The 19,478-nt window shown below is 66.3% G+C and carries 19 protein-coding genes and 1 pseudogene; 12 read left to right on the plus strand and 8 right to left on the minus strand.

The genetic code is table 11. The features are described 5' to 3' along the window. Positions 1-46: 46 nt before the first annotated feature. The 3 genes from ACFK0J_RS20720 (at position 47) to ACFK0J_RS20730 (ending at position 3,488) form a co-directional block, all read left to right on the plus strand. On the plus strand, positions 47-763 hold the full coding sequence (locus ACFK0J_RS20720; protein ID WP_378729664.1) for a metal-dependent hydrolase: 717 nt from the start codon (positions 47-49) through the stop codon (positions 761-763). A 395-nt stretch (positions 764-1,158) separates the two neighbouring features. Continuing rightward, positions 1,159-2,157: an SMP-30/gluconolactonase/LRE family protein gene (locus ACFK0J_RS20725; RefSeq protein WP_378729666.1), complete on the plus strand. Its 999-nt coding sequence runs from the start codon at positions 1,159-1,161 to the stop codon at positions 2,155-2,157. A 77-nt stretch (positions 2,158-2,234) separates the two neighbouring features. Further along, the gene (locus ACFK0J_RS20730; protein ID WP_378729668.1) at positions 2,235-3,488 is read left to right on the plus strand and encodes a lipase family alpha/beta hydrolase; all 1,254 of its coding nucleotides are present in this window, start codon (positions 2,235-2,237) and stop codon (positions 3,486-3,488) included. A gap of 136 nt (positions 3,489-3,624) precedes the next feature. Here ACFK0J_RS20730 and ACFK0J_RS20735 read toward each other — a convergent pair whose 3' ends face one another. Beyond that, positions 3,625-4,719, minus strand: a complete 1,095-nt coding sequence (locus tag ACFK0J_RS20735) for a hypothetical protein (protein ID WP_378729670.1) — start codon at positions 4,717-4,719, stop codon at positions 3,625-3,627. Between the two features lie 155 nt (positions 4,720-4,874). Between ACFK0J_RS20735 and ACFK0J_RS20740 the strand changes: the two genes are divergently transcribed. After that, a complete protein-coding gene (locus ACFK0J_RS20740; protein ID WP_378729672.1) occupies positions 4,875-5,684 on the plus strand; it encodes a HugZ family protein in 810 nt (269 codons plus the stop codon). Here ACFK0J_RS20740 and ACFK0J_RS20745 read toward each other — a convergent pair. Both ACFK0J_RS20745 and ACFK0J_RS20750 read right to left on the minus strand, forming a co-directional pair. Beyond that, the gene (locus tag ACFK0J_RS20745; protein ID WP_378729674.1) at positions 5,672-6,058 is read right to left on the minus strand and encodes a VOC family protein; all 387 of its coding nucleotides are present in this window, start codon (positions 6,056-6,058) and stop codon (positions 5,672-5,674) included. The two genes, ACFK0J_RS20740 and ACFK0J_RS20745, sit on opposite strands and share 13 nt — an antisense overlap. 225 nt (positions 6,059-6,283) lie before the next feature. Further along, positions 6,284-6,904: a helix-turn-helix domain-containing protein gene (locus ACFK0J_RS20750; protein WP_378729676.1), complete on the minus strand. Its 621-nt coding sequence runs from the start codon at positions 6,902-6,904 to the stop codon at positions 6,284-6,286. A gap of 188 nt (positions 6,905-7,092) precedes the next feature. On the opposite strand from ACFK0J_RS20750, the gene ACFK0J_RS20755 reads away from it, so the two are divergent. The 3 genes and pseudogenes from ACFK0J_RS20755 (at position 7,093) to ACFK0J_RS20765 (ending at position 8,853) form a co-directional block, all read left to right on the plus strand. Next, on the plus strand, positions 7,093-7,596 hold the full coding sequence (locus tag ACFK0J_RS20755) for a VOC family protein (RefSeq protein WP_378729678.1): 504 nt from the start codon (positions 7,093-7,095) through the stop codon (positions 7,594-7,596). A gap of 215 nt (positions 7,597-7,811) precedes the next feature. Next, positions 7,812-7,976 (plus strand): annotated as a pseudogene (locus ACFK0J_RS20760) (FAD-binding protein); the annotation flags it as partial. Between the two features lies 1 nt (position 7,977). Further along, positions 7,978-8,853 carry a TIGR03619 family F420-dependent LLM class oxidoreductase gene (locus ACFK0J_RS20765; protein ID WP_378729680.1) on the plus strand — a complete coding sequence of 292 codons (876 nt, stop codon included), beginning with the start codon at positions 7,978-7,980 and terminating at the stop codon, positions 8,851-8,853. A 33-nt stretch (positions 8,854-8,886) separates the two neighbouring features. On the opposite strand, the gene ACFK0J_RS20770 is transcribed toward ACFK0J_RS20765, so the two are convergent. The 3 genes from ACFK0J_RS20770 to ACFK0J_RS20780 all read right to left on the minus strand — a co-directional run bounded on the left by ACFK0J_RS20770 (position 8,887) and on the right by ACFK0J_RS20780 (position 10,790). Next, positions 8,887-9,537 (minus strand): fructosamine kinase family protein, encoded by a 651-nt coding sequence (locus tag ACFK0J_RS20770; RefSeq protein ID WP_378729681.1) that lies wholly within the window; start codon positions 9,535-9,537, stop codon positions 8,887-8,889. Then, positions 9,492-9,716: a hypothetical protein gene (locus ACFK0J_RS20775; protein ID WP_378729683.1), complete on the minus strand. Its 225-nt coding sequence runs from the start codon at positions 9,714-9,716 to the stop codon at positions 9,492-9,494. The genes ACFK0J_RS20770 and ACFK0J_RS20775 overlap by 46 nt, the downstream gene beginning before the upstream one ends. A 294-nt stretch (positions 9,717-10,010) precedes the next feature. Next, the gene (locus ACFK0J_RS20780) at positions 10,011-10,790 is read right to left on the minus strand and encodes a helix-turn-helix domain-containing protein (protein ID WP_378729685.1); all 780 of its coding nucleotides are present in this window, start codon (positions 10,788-10,790) and stop codon (positions 10,011-10,013) included. Positions 10,791-11,401: 611 nt separating this feature from the next. Here ACFK0J_RS20780 and ACFK0J_RS20785 point away from each other — a divergent pair. The 3 genes from ACFK0J_RS20785 (at position 11,402) to ACFK0J_RS20795 (ending at position 14,439) form a co-directional block, all read left to right on the plus strand. Further along, a complete protein-coding gene (locus ACFK0J_RS20785) occupies positions 11,402-12,205 on the plus strand; it encodes a thioesterase family protein (RefSeq protein ID WP_378729687.1) in 804 nt (267 codons plus the stop codon). Between the two features lie 180 nt (positions 12,206-12,385). Continuing rightward, complete coding sequence (locus tag ACFK0J_RS20790) at positions 12,386-12,856, plus strand: LOG family protein (protein WP_378729689.1); 471 nt, start codon at positions 12,386-12,388, stop codon at positions 12,854-12,856. A 137-nt stretch (positions 12,857-12,993) separates the two neighbouring features. Continuing rightward, positions 12,994-14,439 carry an alpha/beta fold hydrolase gene (locus tag ACFK0J_RS20795; protein ID WP_378729691.1) on the plus strand — a complete coding sequence of 482 codons (1,446 nt, stop codon included), beginning with the start codon at positions 12,994-12,996 and terminating at the stop codon, positions 14,437-14,439. A gap of 259 nt (positions 14,440-14,698) precedes the next feature. On the opposite strand, the gene ACFK0J_RS20800 is transcribed toward ACFK0J_RS20795, so the two are convergent. After that, entirely contained in the window at positions 14,699-15,901 is a 1,203-nt protein-coding gene (locus ACFK0J_RS20800; protein WP_378729693.1) for a DNA sulfur modification protein DndB, read from the minus strand. 718 nt (positions 15,902-16,619) lie between these two features. On the opposite strand from ACFK0J_RS20800, the gene ACFK0J_RS20805 reads away from it, so the two are divergent. Together ACFK0J_RS20805 and ACFK0J_RS20810 are read left to right on the plus strand one after the other, a co-directional pair. Beyond that, a complete protein-coding gene (locus tag ACFK0J_RS20805) occupies positions 16,620-16,949 on the plus strand; it encodes a GNAT family N-acetyltransferase (protein ID WP_378729695.1) in 330 nt (109 codons plus the stop codon). Positions 16,950-17,161: 212 nt separating this feature from the next. Beyond that, positions 17,162-17,407, plus strand: a complete 246-nt coding sequence (locus ACFK0J_RS20810; RefSeq protein ID WP_378729697.1) for a hypothetical protein — start codon at positions 17,162-17,164, stop codon at positions 17,405-17,407. 865 nt (positions 17,408-18,272) lie between these two features. Here ACFK0J_RS20810 and ACFK0J_RS20815 read toward each other — a convergent pair. After that, entirely contained in the window at positions 18,273-19,460 is a 1,188-nt protein-coding gene (locus tag ACFK0J_RS20815) for a DUF4153 domain-containing protein (RefSeq protein WP_378729699.1), read from the minus strand. Positions 19,461-19,478 lie beyond the last annotated feature (18 nt).

Below are 19,478 nucleotides of genomic sequence, written 5' to 3' on the forward strand. Positions count from 1 at the left end.
AACCGGCATTCGCTGAAAGATGCTGAGGTGAACTAACCTTCAACCGGTGCTTGGACATTCACATGCGACCAGTGGCGCTTTGGCCTGGTCAGGGGCGGCAGCGGCGCTGCCCGTCACGATCTTGACGTACCCCACGATTCAAGGCGCGACAGGACATCTCGGCCCGGTCGATCTGCTGCTCGGGACATTCCTCACCGCGGGCGCCGCGTTGCTCCCGGACGCCGACCACCCCAACGGAACGATCGCGCATGTGCTCGGTCCCATCTCGTATTACCTCTGCAAGTTGATCTCGTGGATCTCGGGCGGACACCGCCATGCCACCCACTCCTTCGCTTTTGTTGCCGCCGTCTCCTACGGCACGTGGGCGGGCGAGCATTGGATCGGGCGGTGGTTCACTCTCGGGCTGGTGTTCTTCCTCCTGGCGCTGGCCGTGCGGGCACTGCACCTGTGCCCGCCGGGTGACGGGTTCAAGGCCTGGGGCACCATCGTCGTCCTCGCAGTCGCGGGAACTTTCGCGATGGACCATTGGATCTCGGACAAGCCGGTCTGGCTGCCGTTCTCCGTCGGCCTCGGCGCACTGGTGCACCTGCTCGGCGACTGCCTCACCGACCGCGGCTGCCGCCTGTTCTGGCCGTTCAACCTGCGCACCAGTGTGCCGATCATCGACCGAACCGGGAACAAGTTCGAAACGTGGATCCTCTCACCGCTATTCGTCATCGGCACCCTCGCGGTCCTCTGGTACTCGATCACCCATCAGCCGTAGCCGCATGATCAACGGGACATGGTGGCGGTCCTACTCGTGAAATGCCGCGGCCATGTCCCGTTCAGCGCTTACGCGGATGGTTGGCGCGGGTGCTGCCCCGGTTTCTGTTGGGTAGCCCCCGGCGTCTATGCGTTTTTTGTCGGAACTAGTGACTGTCGGGAGGTTCCAGTTGGATGAGTTCCAAATGCGTAGATGCGTATATCTACGTATCAACATATTATTTTCCTGATCTGCATCGCCCATGGACGCGATATCCGCAGTCCGTGGCCCTCGAGGCGCCACGTCTGATTCACGTTCGGACACTGCGCATTCCCCTACCGGCCTCCCTACGCAGCCCTCTCCCCTCCCCGCGCGATTCCGGCGGGCAGTCCCCTACCCCGGAGCTACCCTGAGGCGTGCTCGCATCGACGATGAACCCGCAACGCTGGACACCCCCTCCCGCTTCGTCGCGGGCGCGCCGGTCGCGTAGTACGCCACCTCTTCCGGACCTCACCCGACTGGAGTTGCCGGGTGCCGGTCCGGAGGATGTCGTGCTCGGACCCGACGGACGGGTGATCGCCGGGATCGAGGACGGATCGATCCTCAGCATCGACCCCTCCGACGGCGACGTACGCAGGCTCGCGAATACCGGCGGACGGCCGCTGGGACTGCACGCCGACCCCGACGGCACGATCTTGATCTGCGATTTCGACCGCGGCCTGCTCGAATTGAAGCCGGGTGGCGAACTCGAGGTGCTCGTCGACGAGGTCGACGGCGCGCCACTCCCCTTCGCCAGCAATGTCGTTCGCGACGACGAGGGCACCATCTACTTCACCTCGTCATCGAGCCGGTATCCGTTGAGTGAGTACATGGGCGACATGCTCGAGCATTCGGGAACCGGCAGGTTGTTCCGCCGCGATCCGTCCGGCAATGTCGAAACCTTGCTCGACAACCTCTATTTCGCCAACGGCCTGGTGCTCGCTCCCGACCGCTCCTGCGTGATCGTCGCCGAGACCGGTGCGTACCGGCTGTCGCGCTACTGGCTCACGGGTCCGAAGGCGGGCACCCGCGACTACCTCATCGAGAATCTGCCCGGCTTCCCGGACAATCTGGGCCTCGGCAGCGATGGGCTCGTCTGGATTACTCTGCCTGCCGCCCGAAACCCGTTGCTGGACCGACTACTTCCGCTCCCCGGCATCCTGCGTCGCATCGTGTGGGCGCTGCCCGAGTGGGTGCAGCCGAAACCGGCGAAGACCGTCTGGGTGCTGGCGGTCGATTTCGACGGCAAGGTGGTGCACGACCTGCAGACCGAGGGGACGAACTTCGCGATGGTTACCGGCGTCGTGGAGCGCGCTGGCACTTTGTATTTGGGCAGTCTCACCGAGTCGGCGGTGGGAGTGAGCCGGATCCCCTGACTCGGCGGGTACCGCAGAGGGCCACAACGGATTTGCGTCGACGAGACGATTTCAGTGCACGATTGTACACTGAAAGAATGAGCGAGCAGACGCACCAGCGGCGGGCCGAAGTCCGGGCGCTCGCCCGGTTGGCGGGCGACGAGCTCGGTGGTGCGGTGGGTGGGATCGGGGCGGTGCACCGGGCGATCGCCGATCGGGTCTTCGCGGCGGTGCGGTTCGGAGTCGGCCCGGCCGTGGCGCCGGTGGAGTTGGTGCACGATGCGATCACCGACGGTGTGTACCGGGTGGTGCGCGAGACGGCGGTGGTGGCGGGCAAGCTGGCCGAGCGGACGGTGGATCTGCCCGGTGCGGAGGTGCCGTCGAGGACGGTGTTCGGCGCGGGTTTCCTCGGCGCGTTGCAGGGATTGATCGGCGATGACCTCGAGGAGTCGCGACCCATTCTGGCCGGGCCGATGACGTTGCGGGTGGATGGGGAGCCGGTGCCGCCCGAGCAGATCGGAAACTATGTGGCGCAACCGAGTCCGCAGGTGGTGGTCTTCCTGCACGGGTTGGTGGAGACCGAGCATGCGTGGCGGTTCGGGGGCCGAACGAGTTACGCCGAAGGGATCGAGCAGGATCTCGGATACAGCACTCTGCAGGTTCGGTACAACAGCGGACTCCACATTTCGGAGAATGCTCGTCAGTTGAGTGAGCTGCTGGAGCGGGTGGTCGAGCATTGGCCGGTCGAGGTCGAGCAGTTGTCGTTGGTCGGGCATTCGATGGGCGGGTTGATCGCCCGGGGCGCGTGTTTCGACGCGTGCGAGTCCAAGCGGGCTTGGGTGGGCCGGGTTCGGCATCTCGTGTGCCTCGGTTCGCCGCATCTCGGTGCGCCGCTCGAGCAGTTCGTCCACTATGCGTCCGCTGCTCTGGTGCGGGTGCCCGAGACCCGGCCGTTCGGTCGGCTGTTGCGTCGGCGCAGCGCGGGAATCCGTGATCTGCGGCAGGGTTCGCTCGTGGACGAGGACTGGCGCGGCGTGGACACGGACGCGTTGAGTCGCCGGGCCATTCGCGAGGTTCCCCTGCTCGACGGCGCCGCGCACTACTTCGTCACCGCGTGCGTGACCCGTAGCCCCCGCCACCCCCTCGGCCGGATCGTCGGCGACGGCTTGGTCCTCACCCCCAGCGCCGCGGGCCGAAACCGGGCCCGCCGCATCGGTTTCGATGACTCGAACGGCCTACACGTCCCCGCCGCCAACCACTTCACCCTCCTGAACCACCACGCGGTCTACGAAGGCCTCCGCCGCTGGCTCAGCACGGCCCCCGAAAACGCCGCCGAACGCGCAACTCGGTAACCCGCCCCGGCCCGAGAGTGGCACACCCTGGAGGGCAGTTGTGCACCCTGGCGGGCCCCGGTGCGTTTCGCCGCAGTCATGTGCCACTCGACCGTCCGATCGCCGGGCATCGGCCGATAGGCGACGGGCGGTGGGCTCAGAGGAGGTGTTCGGGGTCGGCGTCGGCTTCTAAGCGGACGTCGGCGGTGAAGAGGGTTTCGACGTCGGCGTCGTCATCGGTGTGGGCTGCGTAGAGGAGTAGGCAGCCGCGGATGCCGTCGAGGAGGTCTTCGAGAAGGTCGAGGGCGGGACGGGACGGGTCGAGGCGGCTGATTCGGAACCCGGCGAGCATGGCCGCGCGGGTGTCGGCGTCGACCTCGAATTTGCGGGCCTGCTCTTCGATTTCGGCGACCCGGGCGACGACGGCCCACGGGGCGGGCACTCGGCCTTCGTGCACGGCCATGGCTTCGGCGATCAGGTCGACGACTACTTCGGTGGGGCTCTCCCCCGCGTCGAGTCGCTCGAGCACCAGGGTGGGTGTCTCCACTTGCAGTGCTTCGATGTCGTCGGCTTCGACGACCACGTCGGTGCATGGCACGCCCGCCATTTCACCGGCGACCTCGGCGGCGGCGAGCAGCCAGTGCGCGGCGGCGACCGCGGCGGAGGCTGGGTCGAGTTCGGTGAACAGTTCGACGGAGCCGAGTGGGTCGGCGCGCAGCAGGTCGTCGGCGGCCTGTACCTGTGCCGGGGACACGTCGGGGCGGGACAGTTCGACGGCTTGGCGGGCGCGATCGGACAGGTCGCCGCGTTCGGCCGATTCGATGGCGGCCTGTTCGGCGCTCACCTCGGCGGCGATGGCGTCGCGGAGGGTGGGGTCGTCGATCTCGTGCAGGGTGCGGCCGAGGCGGTGCGCGGATTCGACGACGCCACTGTAGGAGACAACCAGTCCTTCTTCGGAGGGCAGGTTGGGGGCGTGGATACCGGCCTCGACTTCCTTGAAGTTGCGGCGTTCCTCGGCGCGGCGCCAGGCCTCGCTGTTGGGGATGTCGGGGTCGCCCGCCGCACTGGCCGGATGGGTGTAGGTGCGCCATTGGAACCGCGACAGCGTGGTCAGGTGCGACGCCAGACTTGTTGCCTGGTCATGGGTTACCGTCGGGGGGAGTACGGCAACCGTCTGCGCGAGGTCACCGCGGCCGCTCGGCCAGGTGGCGACGAGCACGTTGCGGTCGGCGTCGAATGCATATCGGGTCACCCGGCAAGTCTGGTCTATTCGGGCGCGTTCCGCTCGGTCAATCCGATCCATTGACCGCGACGCGCATCGCGATTCGGCGTGGCACGCTGGAGAAAGTTCGCTCGGTGGCGGCACCCGCTGTCATTGTGTCGGAGGGGCAGGAGAGGATGGACGGTATGACTCTCGACCACGGTGACCCGGGCGACGCCCCTTCGATTCCGCAGCCGACCGCGCCGGTGGCGAATCCGGCGCGGCCGTCCGCCGCCGAGGAGGCGAGAACGGTTGCCGCGTCGACGAATACCGCGACGCTGGCGAGTTTGAGCGAGGACGGGACGCCGTGGGCGTCGTTCGTGACGTACGGGCTGTTGGACGGGCAGCCGGTGCTGTGTGTCTCCCGGATGGCCGAGCACGGCCGGAACCTGGCCGCCGATCCGCGGGCCAGTCTCGCGATCGTCGCGCCCGACCTGCCCGCGGATCCGCTGGCGGGTACCAGGATCACGCTGGCCGGTGTGGTCGAGCAACCGGTGGGTGTGGAGGCGGCGGCGGCGCGGGAGGCGCATCTGGCGGCGGTGCCCGCGGCCAAGCATTACATCGACTACAGCGATTTCTCGGTGTGGGTGTTGCGGGTGCGGCGAGTTCGGTGGGTCGGCGGGTACGGGCGGATGGATTCGGCGACTGCGGAGCAGTATGCGCAGACGACGCCGGATCCGATCGTGCCGGTGGCGGCGGGTGCCATCGCGCACCTGAACGAGGATCATGCCGCCGCGTTGTTGACGATGGCGCAGGCGTTGGGCGGGTACCCGGACGCGACCGAGGCGAGCTGTGAGCGCGCCGACCGGTATGGGTTGGACTTGCGGGTGGTGACGCCGCGCGGGGTGGCGCGGACCCGGGTGGGTTATGTCACGCCGATCGATTCGATCGACGAATTGCGGTCGGCGACAGTCGAATTGGCGCGGCGGTCGCGGGGGATGAATCAGACTTCGTAGAGTTCGAGGGGCAACTCGTCGGGGTCGAAGAAGAACGCCATCCGCTTGCCGGTGACCTCGTCGACCCGCAGTTCCTCGGTGCGGACACCCTTGGCGGCCAGCTCGTCCAGGGTCGCGGCGACGTCGCGGACGGCGAACGCGAGGTGCCGTAGGCCCGCCGCCTCCGGCCAGCTGGCGCGGTCGGGCGGGTCGGGGAAGGAGAACAGTTCGATCCGGCTGCCACCCGGGATGGCCAGGTCCAGCTTGTAGGAGCGGCGTTCGGCCCGGTACTGCTCGGCGATCACCGCGAGCCCGAGGGTCTCGGTGTAGAACCGCTTGGATCGCACATAGTCGGAGGCGATGACCGCCACGTGATGAATACCTAGGAGTTCCACCCCGCGACCGTATCCCAGGGAACGCGCCGTTCCGGACGACGCACCAGGATGTCGGGTCGCAGGACGTCGAGGCGGGTGCTGTGCGGCCGGTGCCCATCACCGGAACCCGCGGCGGCGACCCAGTGACAGGGGAACGAATCCGCAAGCTTCTCTTCCGCTGCCTGTCGCCCGAGCATGCAGGCGGTAGTGCCCTTCCCCGGAACGAGCTGCGTGCGGGCCCTGCGGTCAGCGGCGACGGGTGGTGGGCACGGTGAGCATGGCGACGATCATGTCGGTGATCTCGGCGGCGTCGTCGGGGTGGGGTTTGCGGATGCCCGCTTCGAGGCCGCGCTCGTAGTCGGCGATGAGGGCGAACAGGACGGTGGCCATGGTTTCCAGGCGTTGGCGGCGGCTGCGCGGTGGGAGGTGGGGTAGAGCGGCGGCGAGGCGGGTGGTGATGATGCGCACGGCGGCGCGGTCGGCGCCCGCGAGGCGGCGGGGGTCGGCGACGACGGGGTGTGCGCGGATGACTTCCAGGAAGCGGCCGTAGTGGGTGACCTCGTCCTGGGTGATGAGTTCGAGGCTCGGGGCGACGAGCATGGCGACCAGGGTGTTGATGTCGTGGGCGGTGCCGTCGGCCTCGTGGGTGGCGAGTAGGTGCATGCGGCGTTCTTCGAGCCAGTTCATCCGGCGCTCGACGATGGCTTCGATCAGGCCGTGGCGGGAGTCGAAGTAGTAGTGCACCGCGGAGTTGTTGCGCTGGCCCGCTGCCGCGGCGATCTCCCGCAGCGGTACGTCGACTCCCCGTTCGGCGATGAGTCGCTCCCCCGCGTCGAGCAGGGACGCGCGCGAATCGGCGATGAGCATGACTGAACTGTACTAAACCCAAGCCTTGACGGAGTTAAGCACACGTGTTTAGTTGAAGGCGTGGGAAGTCAGGCGATGGGTGCGGTACCGCCCGAACCGTTGCGGCACAGGGCAATCGCCGCGTCGCCGCACCGGCATCCGCGGCCGGTAACGGCGCGCGGAGTGCCCGAACGTCGCGCGGGCAGTCGATGATCGCGGGCGGGCCGATCTTTCAGCTGTGCTGGGTGGTGCGCGATATGGGCGCGGCGCAGCGGCAGTCCACCGAGCGATACGGGGTGGCGAAGTGGATCACGATGCCGGACGTGCACTTCGGGCCGGAAGTGGGCGAATTGCGGGGTGTGCCAGCTGATTACACGATCACGGTGGGGTTGGGGTATGCGGGCGGGCAGCAGTTGGAGCTGATCGAACCGCGGGGTGGGAACAGTTTGTATGCCGAACATTTCGAACGAGTGGGACCCGGACCGCATCATGTGGCGTGGGTGCCCGAGGACTACGACCGGGCACTCGACGAGGCGCGTGCTGCGGGTATCGAGGTGGTGGCACAGGGAAAGTTCGTGGACATCGGGATGGAGTTCGCCTACCTCGACGGCGGGCCGATCGGGTCCTACATCGAGCTCATGCGACTGTCCGACGACATGAAGGCGATGTTCGACGCGTTGATCCCGGAAGGTTTCGCCAACCCATGGCGGTAGGAACCGAAGTCCCCGAACTGGATTCGGGCCCGCTGGCGTGGGACGACACCGCGGACGTGCTGGTCGCCGGTTTCGGCATCGCCGGTGTCTACGCGGCGCTCGGCGCGGCCGAGGCGGGCGATTCGCCGACGCCCTCGCCCGGTGCGGTGTCGGCTTGCGCTCGCGTGTTGATCCTGGAACGCACCGGCGCCGCGGGCGGTGGCCCAGCGGCGGCCGGATCGACGATTCGGGGGCTGTACGCGGCCGATGCTCGCGCATCCGAGATCGCGCAGGACGGCGGCGGTTATTCGAGTGGAACCTGTCTCGGTGGGGGCTCGTTCTTCGGGCGCCGCGCCGGGGCGCACGCGGTGCTGCGCTCGCGGCGCCAGGAAGGCGACTGACATGCGCTTCACCTATGCCGAGACGATGACCAACCCGGCGTACTACCTGCCACTGGCCCGTGCCGCCGAGGAGGCGGGGTACTCGACGATGGCGGTCGCGGACAGCATCGCCTATCCGCGCGACTCCGACGCCAAGTACCCGTACACCCCCGACGGGAGCCGAGAGTTCCTGGAGGACAAGCCGTTCATCGAAGCGTTCGTGCTGAGCGCGGCGATGGCGGCGGTGACCACAACGCTGCGGTTCACCCCGTTCGTGCTGAAGTTGCCGATCCGTCCACCGGTGCTGGTCGCCAAACAGACCGCCTCGGTGGCCGCATTGAGTGGCAATCGCTTCGGGCTCGGTGTCGGGATCAGTCCGTGGCCGGACGATTTCGAAATCATGGACGTGCCGTTCGACAAGCGCGGCGCACGAATGGACGAATGCATCGACATCGTGCGCGGGCTCACCGCGGGCGGGTACTTCGAGTTCCACGGCGAGTTCTACGACATTCCGCCGATCAAGATCAACCCAGTGCCCACCCAACCGGTGCCGATCCTCATCGGCGGGCACAGCAAGCCCGCCCTGCGACGCGCGGCACAACGCGGCGACGGCTGGATGCACGCCGGCGGCGACGGAGCCGAACTCGACCGGCTGCTGGCCGAATTGGCTACGCTGCGCGCCGAATACGGGACCCGCGAGGATTTCGAGGTCCACGTGATCTCACTCGACGGGTTCACCGTCGACGGCATCAAGCGGCTGGAAGACAAGGGCGTCACCGACGTCATCGTCGGCTTCCGCCTCCCCTACACCCTCGAACAAGACACCGAACCCCTCGACACGAAGATCGCCAACCTCTCCCGCTTCGCCGAGAAAGTCATCGCCCGAACCAACCGCTGAGCAGACGCGGCACCGGTTGACGCCACCTACCCGCTAGCTGGCGAGGGCGGCTTCGGCGGCGGCGAGGGTTTGGGAGCGGTAGGTCGGGCCGAAGAGGACTACGTGGACGAGGAGGTGGTGTAGTTGGTGGAGGGGGATGCGGGTACGCCAGCCCTCTGCGAGGGGGTGGGATTCGTGGTAGGCGGCCCGGATGCGGTCCAGGTGCGGGGCACCGAAGAGGGCCAGCAGGGCCAGGTCGGTTTCGCGGTGCCCGCCATGGGCGGCGGGGTCGATGAGCATGGCGCGGTCAGCGGTCCAGACGATGTTGCCGGACCAGAGGTCACCGTGGATGCGGGCAGGCGGTTCCGGTGGGCACGCCAGGGTGTCGATACGGTCGATGACCTGCTCCAGCAAGCGGATTCCGTCCCGGCCCAGGTGGGTGGCGGCGTCGGGCAGGTAGGGCGCGAGTCGGCGTTCGGCGTACCACTGCGCCCACGGCCCGGGCGAGGGTGTGTTGTCCAGGGGCAGGTCGGCGATCCAACCGGGCCAGGGTGCGCCGAACATATCGGGCGAATTCGCGTGCAGCGCGGCCAGTTCGCGCCCGAACCGGTCGGCAGTGGTCGATGTCGGTCCGCTGTCGTCCAGCCAGGGCAAGACGATCATCCGGTCATCGGCGGCCAGTACTTCGGGGAGGAGTTTCGCCACAGCCGCAGCACCATCAGTGCCACCACCAGCGTCAGCGCCACCAGCGGTTTCAGAGCCACCAGCGGTTGCACCGGCTCCAGCGGCTCCAGCGGAACCGGCTCCAACGGCTCCAGCGGTTGCAGCGAAACCAGCTTCAGCGGCTCCAGCGGTTGCAGCGGAACCAGCTTCAGCGGCTCCACAAGTTGCCTTCCGTTGCTCCGCGGCATCAACTGCCGCGCCGAGCCCATCGGAAGCGTCACCCTCCGACTCGCGCGAGCCACTGCCATCGACACCCGCTCCTGCGACGGACGCGAGCCAGCGTAGGCCCGCCGCTTCGGCTGCGAAGACCGAAGTTGGCTCGGCGGCGGCCTTCACGAAAATGTTGCGGCCGTCGGCCAGGGTGGCACGGTGCAGGGTCCACGCGTGACTCGCGCCGAGGTCGGTGACGGCGCGGATGGGCGTGTCCAAAAGCGCGCCTAGGTGGTCGCTGAAGTTCATGCGGCCGGTGCGGTGAGGCGCTTCATGGTCTCCTCGTCGGCGGGGAAGAACGATTCGATGGCGAGTTCGGCGACGGTCACATTCATGGGCGTGCCGAAGACCGTGGTGACGCTGAGGAACGACAATTCGTGGCCGTCGCGGAGCAGGCGCAGCGGGACGACGGACTGGTCGGGCTCGGGTAGCGCGGGGTCGATCTCGCCGCCGGGATAGGCGCGCAGTTCGTCGCGCAACTCCATCAGCGCGGGCGAGCCGGTGACTTCGATCTGGCGGGACAGTCGCGCGAACACGTGCCCGCGCCATTCCGCCAAGTTGACGATGTGACCCGCCATGCCGTCGGGGTGCAGGCTGAGCCGGAGGGCGTTCGCGGGCGGAGTCAGCAGGGCGGGGTCGATGTCGGGCAGCAGCAGCGCGACACCGGCGTTGGCGTCGATCATGTTCCAGCTCTGGTCGATAGCCAGCGCCGGATAGGGCTGATGGCCGACGAGGATCTGCCGCATCGCGCTCCGGACCGCGTCCATGGCGGGTGTATCGAGGGCGGGTTCGGCGTAGGCGGGTGCGTACCCCGCCGCCAGGAGCAGCCGATTGCGTTCGCGCAGTGGGATTTCCAGGTGCTCGCTCAGGTGAACCAGCATGGTCCGGCTCGGCGTGGCGCGACCGGTCTCGATGAAACTGAGATGCCGAGCTGACGTCTCCGCGCGCCCCGCCAACTCCAATTGACTGAGCCTGCGCTCGAGCCGCCAATGTCGCAACAGGTCACCGGCTGTTTGCGTACTCACTCCCCGATCCTACGAACAACCCGGCGCCACGACGATTACCCCGGAGGTAATCGACACGGCGACGGTGTCGGGCAATCGTGGGAACGATCGGAAGAATCCCATGACCTAACCCACCATGCACCCTGATATCCCGCCCAGAGGCCGGACTTCACGACCATTGCCGACCTGACAAGTTCGCCAGAGTTCGACGCAGGGGACGTGACTGAGGCAAACGTCGAGTAGGCCCACAGTCATGTCCCGCTCGACGTATGGGGTCCACGGGCGGGACATGCCGGAGGCAAACGTCGAGTAGGCCCACAGTCATGTCCCGCTCGACGTATGGGGTCCACGGGCGGGACATGCCGGAGGCAAACGTCGAGTAGGCGCACAGTCATGTCCCGCTCGACGTATGGGGTCCACGGGCGGGACGTGACTGAGGCAAACGTCGAGTAGGCGCACAGTCATGTCCCGCTCGACGGGGGCAGGTCGATGCCGACCCGGCAGGGTTGGCCGGGGGTCGACGGACGGGACGTGGGTGAGGCGAAGGCCGAGTGGGCGCATGATCATGTCCCGCTCGACCGGGCGGGGTGGATGGGTGAGGATGAGGCGTTGAGTCGATGAGAGGGTGAGGGATGACTACTACCGCGGATTTCTTGTTCGATGGGGATACGGCGAGTGATCCGGCTGGGGAGCACGAGTATGCGCTGACGTTGCCGGATCGGTGGTCGACGTTTATCGGCACGGTCAATGGCGGGTACATGCTGGCGAGCTGCTTGCAGGCGCTTCGGCGGGAACTTCCGCAGCCGGATCTGTTGTCGGCGTCGGCGCATTACCTGCGGCCGGGTAGTCCCGGGCCGGCGCGGATCAGCACCGACGTTGCTCGCATCGGGCGGCGCACCGCGACCGGGCAGGCGTCCCTGTTTCGGGATGATCGCGAAATTGTCCGGGTACTGGCGACTTTCACCGACCTCGCGGCAGCCGACGGGCCGACTCTCGTCCGGGGCGAACCACCCGCCCTGCCCGCGCCGGAGCAGTGCATCGACCCCACCGACGGGTTTCCCGGCGAACCTCCTGAGCTTTCTCGGCGGGTGGAGTTCCGCATGGCGGAGGTTCCGGGCTTCTGGCGCGGCAACCCCGGTGGCGTCCCTGCCGCGGAGTTCTGGATGCGCTTCGCCGACGGCCGCGACCCCGATCCGATCGCCCTCGCGCTCCTCGTCGACGCCGCCGCCCCGATCATTTTCGAGCTCGGCGTCTCGGGCTCGTCCACCATCGAATTGACCGTCCACGTTCGCCACCGTCCGGCGCCGGGTTGGTTGGCCTGCCGCGTGTCCACCAACTACCTGATCGACGGCTTCCATGAGGAAGAGTTCGAAATCTGGGACAGCACAGGGACTTTGGTCGCGCAGTCGCGTCAACTGGCTATCGTCTCGCCGTAAGCCAGGCTTGGGTCCGGGCACTCCGAAGCCAGCCGGGCGCGGGCACTCTGATCAGACCGGCAGCGCTCGCCCGGACGCACCCACCGATACTTGCCGAGCGGGACATGGTCGTGGCAAAGGTCGAGTAACTACTCGCTCATGTCCCGCACGGCGGGCTCGATCGGAACCTAGGAGGTGGCGGTGCGGCAAGTTGCGGTGTGTGGGCCGAGTGAGTGCGGGGTGGTCGAGGGTGAGCAGGCGCGGATGGTTGGGCGGCTGTTGGCGGAGGCCGGGGTGACGGTGCTGTGCGGGGGCGGGGGTGGTGTGATGGCGGCGGTGGCCGAGGGGGCGGCGAGTGCGGGTGGGCTCGTGGTCGGGGTGCGGCCGGATAGCGATCGGGGTGCGGTGTGTGCGGGGTTGTCGGCGGTGTTGTTCACCAATATGGGTGAGGCGCGCAATGCGATCCTGGTGGAGTCGGCGGACGCGGTGATCATCATCGGCGGGTCATGGGGCACGCTGTCCGAACTCGCCCTGGCCCGGCACCGCGGTGGTATCCCTGTGATTTCGCTCGGCGGCTGGCAATTACTCGACGCCGAGGGGAACCCGCTGGTGGCAGCGATTTCCGCCACCGATCCCGCCGACGCCGTCGCCCGCGCGCTGGCGACCGGTTGAGCCGAGCCCGCGTGGAGTAGCGCGAATCAGGTCCACCGCGAACGGGTTCGATAACGGGCTCCGCCGAACTTCCTGGCAGTCATAACTTTCCGGTCACGCAATCTTGCGCGGCACGCAACTTCGCTACTGTTGGCAGCGTGGCATTCGTACTCGGCCTGCGGGAGCGTAAGAAGCTGGCTACGCGGGAGGCGCTGGGTTTGGCGGCGCTGCGGCTGGCGGTCGAGCGTGGGTTGGATGAGATGCTGGTCGAGGACATTGCCGCGGCGGCGGGTGTTTCGCCGCGGACGTTCAACAACTACTTCGCCAGCAAATACGAGGCGGTCTGTTCGGTGGCGGTGGATCGGGTCCGCCGGATCGCGGACAACCTGCGCGCGCGGCCGGGCACGGAAGCATTGTGGCCCGCGGTCATCCACGCCGTGCTCGACGAGTTCCGCGACGCCGAAACACCCGATCCCGCCTGGACGGCAGGAGTGCGGCTGATCACCGGTGCACCCGCGCTACAGGGTGAGTATCGCAAGGCGCAGGCCGTGATCGAGGCGGCGCTCGCCGAAGCCATCGCCGAGCGCATCGGCCGCGACCTCGGCACCGACATGTTCCCGCAGATCATGGCGGGGGCTGTCGCGGCAGCACTACAGGTGGCCATCGATCGGTGGGTCGATGCCGACCCGCCCGTTCCCGTGCTGCCCGTGATCCGAGAGGCGTTGCGGCAGCTGTCCCTTCTCCCAGGAGCGTTCCCCATGAATGTCCCCACCCAGCACACCCTCGAAGTGCCCGGCGCCACCCTCCACTACGAGATCCGCGGCGGTGGACCACTGCTGCTGTTGATCCCCGGCGCCAACGGCGACACGGACGTGTTCGACGCGCTCGCCGAACGGCTCGCCGACCGCTACACGGTGGTCGCCTACGATCGGCGCGGCTTCGCCCGCAGTCCGCTCGCCGAACCCTGCGAAGACCGGTTGGCCACCGACGCCGCCGACGCCGCCGCGCTGCTCACCCACCTCGCCGACCGACCTGCCCACGTGCTCGGCAGCAGCTCAGGCGCGATCGTGGCGCTCGAACTGCTCAGTAAGCACCCCGAATTGGTGCAGACCCTGGTGGCGCACGAACCACCGCTGGCCACGCTACTGCCCGACTCCGACACCTGGTTGGCGTTCTTCGACAACATTTACCGCACCAGCCGCACCGACGGCATGATGTCGGCCATGGGCGCCTTCGCCGAGGGCATCGGGCTTCGGATGGAGGCTCCGCAGACCGCGGACCTGGCGCCGGAAAGCGCCGAGGCGTTGCTCGCCCGAATCCACCAGAACATGCACTTCTGGATGGAGCACGAGTTGCGCCAATACATCCGCTACGCACCGGATTTCACGGCCCTGCGGCAGTCCGTCGACAAGCTCGTGCTTGGCATCGGGCACGACTCGAAAGACACCTTCCCCGCCCGCCCGAACACCGTCCTCGCCGAGGAACTCGGACCCGAGGTCGTCGAATTCCCCGGCGACCACATCGGGTACGTCAACGCGGCCGACGGATTCGCCGCACAGTTGGATGAGCTTCTTGCCCGGCGGGCGGCGGGAATCGCGCCCTGAGGAGGGCTCGGCCAGACCTTCCTGAACGGATTCGCCGCGCAGTCACCGGACGGGGGCACGGAGGAGGACGCTGCCCTGTGGAGTAATCGACGGGGAGGGGCTTGTGTTGGTGCTGAGCACGAAGCGAACGCCACTGCTGGGCGCCACGCATAAACGCAAAGGGCCCGCTCCGAACCGAGATACTCGGACGGAACGGGCCTCTGGACAACGATTTAACGGAGATGTGTCACCCCTCGGTCGCCGTTAGGGTTACAAGCCCTTATCCAATCGAACGGATGCCCAATTCCTGCATCACACGTTGTGCGGCGGCCCGGCCCGGTCCCCGGGTTGTGCTGATCTTGTCGTCCGTGATGATGTTGCCCTGCCAGATGCCGGCTTCACGGCGCCAGTCGATCTTGGTTGCGAGGTCGACGTAGCAAGAGCGGCGCCAATCTGGATCACGGCTCTTTTCGATCTCGTATGCAACGTGCCCGATGATGACCAAGCCGGTCGCGGTCATGTTGATGTAGTGGCGACGGAAGTCGACTACCTGGTTGGCCGGACCGCCTGATGTTGGAAGCTCCGCGATCGTCTTCCAAGGCTCCATATGGGTAGTTAGCAGTTCCAGCATCGTCAAGGTACGGGAAACGAACGCATCTTGGTCAGCCGTGGTTCCAATCACCTGTGCGCTACGGGCGGGTATACTGCTTTCGCTCAGTGCATAATCACGAAAGAGTAGTTCTTTGACCATTCCGCGTACCTGGTTCAGCAAGAACGCGGACGGAGAGTTCTTTGACAGGCTCTTCGATGTCTCATCGATCCTGCCCCGGAAGAATCGCGAACCGTCCACGATCTTTGTAAGCACGCGATTCAAAGGCTCCCTGGTGTTGAACGCTGCCAAGAGGCTTGCCGGAATCTGTTTAGTCTGCGCAGCATCTGCGAAATCCTGGTGAATACGTGCGAGATCCGGCTCGACGACGATTACGACCGAGATGCTGTCCGCCATGAAGTTCGAGTTGTCATCCAGCGTCTCCCTCCGCCTGGAGATCGCCATCAAGCGGTGTTGCCCATCCGTGACGGAGAACTGGGTCTCATCACCGATCACGACGAACCCCACTGTCGTAGCGAAGTTCCCGCGGGGGACGTGGATCGCGGGAACCGAGCGAACATTGAGAGTGACCGGCGGAAGGATGTAGTCTCCCTCGTTCTCAGTCAGGTACTTGGTGATCACACGTACGTGCCCACTGTCGACCGGGCGATTGGTCGCCATCCGGGGGTTACCCCCCTTCGCCGCTGGCGATGAAATCACGTGCCTGACCAGGAACGCGTACGAGAACGCAGTGGTGAGCATCAGGCGCCCACCTTGCCGAAACACAACGCAGGTGAAGACACGACCGCCCGATGATGAGGCGGCTTCGTTGGCCGCAGCCTGTGCTGCAGTCAGGGAGTCGTGCTGTGTAAGTCCCATCTCTGCCAAAAACATGAAACCTCTTCTCTAACAAGAATGAACGAGCACAGCTTACGGGAACGGGTGAGGAGTACGTGCACTTTTCAACGTATTACGTGGCGATGATTGCTAGCAGATGATCGGCGCCCACAGACTCAGCGCTAGCGGAGGGCAACAACGCCCGAGGACCCCTGTAGTCCTGCAGAGGATCGGCCCGACCCATCGACCTGCGCCCGCCTTAGCCAGATTCGTCCGTTCGACCAGCATGACCCGACTGTCGCAGAATTCGAACCTATGTTCTATAGGGTACTGCGGACTATGTTCTCAAGTAGTCGACGTATGCGGTTGTCTGTTAATGGCCATGCGTCGCTTGCCAGCGTTGTGGGGCCACCGCGTTGCCGATCGCGGGACTACCGACAGCAGGCGATCCGTGAGGGTACGTGTTTCAAATCTGCTATGCGGACCGATCATGGCGACGGCAGTTGACCGTTCGGTATTGCCGAATTGCGGACGCTTGTGGCCGCCAGGTTTGCTGCAGTGCCGACCACGCGGGTGAGACCGGCCGCAGACCCGATGGCACGCCCTGCGACAGAGGCATCAGGGCAGAGGTGATGCCAGTCCAATGTGACCTTCGAGGTGGGTACCCCACGCTGAGCAAAGCACCCGCAGCAGGACCCGACGCCGCGAGACCTGCAGCAGCTCAGGACATCTGGTTGTGCCCACCCGGGCGGCGTCACGTTCTACGATCTCGGATATGGGGGAATCCAGCTCGACAATGAAAACGACTCGAACCGCCAGATTGTTGTTACGCCGTCCGACCACTGCGGACATCGATGCGATCTTCACGATCCACAACGATCCACTCACCTGCATCCACAACCCTTCGGATGCGCTGACCGAGCGGGAGCAGGCGCAGCAGCTCTTTGCTCGCTGGGATGATCAGTGGCAGCGCCACGGATACGGCTACTGGGTCGTGCTGCGACATAGTGCGGCAGAGCCTGTCGGGTTCTGCGGCGTCAAGCCAATGGAACTGCACAGAACACCGGTGCTCAACCTCTTCTGCCGCTTCGCGCCCGCAGCATAGGGGCGAGGTCACGCAGGCGAGACTACGGCCGCTGTCGTTGCTCGGGTGTCCCAACACGTTCCCCACGTGCCATTGATAGCCCGAATTCGACCGGACAACATCGCATCTCAGCGTTTGGCCCTGCGCGCAGGACTGACCCGTGCACAACACCTCGACAGCCCGGGCTACGACGGCTTGGACTGGATCTACACAGCCGACCCTGCGGGCTGCCGATGCGACAGAGCTGTCCGCACGCCAACGCATGTTTGACCTGTCCGGTATTCATCACCACCCCCGAATTCCTGCCCCAGCACCGCGACCAGCTCGAACTGACCCGCGGCACCATCGACCGCGCCCAGCAGCGCGGGCAGCTGCGCTTGGCCGAGATGAACCAACGCACCGCCGACAACCTCCTGGCGATCATTACCGGCCTCGAGAAGGCTACGGACGCGACAGAATCCGCTACCGATGCGAGCTGACAACACCGAGCACCTGCGGGCCGCAGCCCGACAGCGGCATGAGCACACCCGAGCCAAAAGCCCTCACGGCCCTCCACGAACTGGACCAGGCCGGGCACGGATCAACTTCGAATCGGTCGCCGGTCACGCCGGAATCTCGCGCTCCTGGCTTTACAACCAGACCGACCTAAAAGACGAGATCCGGCGCTTACGCGCCCCGGCAGCAGCCCGAACGCGCAGATCGCGCTGCGACCTCAACAAGCCAGCGACGAGTCATGGCGCCGCCGCCGCCTCGAACTCGCACACAACCGGATCAAGGAACTGACCGACGAGGTCAAGACCCTCCGCACCCAGCTCGCATTGGCTCACGGCCAACGCCGAGCCGACCAGATAACCGACCAGATAACTGCGACAAGGACACCGTCCACAAGGCAGAACGACAGGTCACTGCCCTGAAGGCACCGGCGCCCTGGGGAACATTCGTGCGATGCGTAGCCGGATCCGTTTGAGCCGCGCCCTCGCATCGCGCGTCTATCCACCCAAGCGAGTCATCATCGACATCAGTCAGTTGATCAAGGTGCCGGATGGCCACGCGGGACGTGCCGCTGCGCGTCAAGAATGGTGGGCTCATGTTTGCCGGCAGAACTCCGGGCCTTCTCCGCGCTTGGGCGCGAACTTTGCAAGGGACGTGGATTGCGTACGCGTCAGTTGGTTGTCATGACGGGAAACCGTCAGGGGCGCATGTGGCTTTACCAGTGATTTTCACAGCGCGGCATCACTGCCCGACTCCGGAGCTAAAGACTCGCCGTCAACACTGTCGCCAGATCTGTGCGGGCACGCTCCAGCTGTGCCCGAGGACGGTCGCGCCGTTGCGTATCTGCGGGGATCACCTTGTGGCGTTCGCGCGGGACAGGTTCCAGCTGTACCAGGTGTCGGAGTCGAGATCGTCGCGGATCTGCTCGCGCACGGTGGCGCGCAGCTGTTCGGGGAGGCGGTCGGTGGCGGGGAGGATGTCGGGCGACAGGGTGGTCAGATATTCGGCGTCGAACGGCTTGCCCCGCTGCCAGCCGTCGATGTTCCGGTCGGCGATGAAGAGCTCGGGATTCAAGATAGCCAGTGCGAGCAGGGTGGCCATGGCGGTGCCGACCATAGCGCGCGGCAACCACATTCGGCGCAGGCTCAGCACAGCAGCGATCACCAGCAGGTAGACCAGGCCGAGCCACAGTTCGCAGACCTCCACCAGCAGCCGCAGCACAGTGAACCCATATGCCTGCTGGTAGGTCCACATGCGGCCGAGGGCCGAGGCGACAATGATCAGCGACAGTACGCTCACCGCACACAGCAGCGCGCGCAGCCAAAGACGGTCGGCCGCAGACTCTTTGGCTGCCGAGCGCAGGACCACCAAGATCACCGCCAGGGTCAGGACGGTGACCACCGACAGCTGCCAGAACCCGCTACGCGCGTACTCGGCGTAGGTGAGCCCCGCAGTGCGCTGCACATAGTCGTCGCCGCCGAACAGCGCCACGAACTGCGCGCCGACGAACACCGCGAACAGCACGGTCAGCGCACCGACCGGTAGTGCCCACTCGAGGCGGCGCAGCGTTCGAACCGGCTCGCTCCCAGCGGATTCCGCAGCTGGCAGAGGCGGACCAGCGAGCACGTACAGAGCACCGGCCGCACCGAGCCCGACAACGGTGAACAGCACGATCCACTGGACCGCCAGCGCACTGTCGACCTTCGGTGTCACCGATTCGAGCAGATACGCGAAGGTCGCATCGGCGCCACCGAGCAGCGGAACGAACACCGCGAGCAATGCGATGGTGACGGTCACCGACAGCGCGATACCGCGTTCTCGCCGCGACTTGCCGCCGCGCAGCCGCTCGACCCCCGCATACACCCACGGGATACTGGTCAATGCCCCGATCGGCAAGGCGATCATGTCGTAAAGCAGGCCATTCGCCGTCCGGCGTCCCACGACGGCTAATGACCCGGCGACACCCGCCGCCAGCACGCACAGCACGAACAACCAGCCCGCCGCACGAAACGTACCTACCGCCAGAAACGCCAAAAACATTCCGGCCCACCAGATCCG

Source organism: Nocardia brasiliensis, from assembly GCF_042691675.1.
GTDB lineage: Bacteria > Actinomycetota > Actinomycetes > Mycobacteriales > Mycobacteriaceae > Nocardia > Nocardia brasiliensis_D.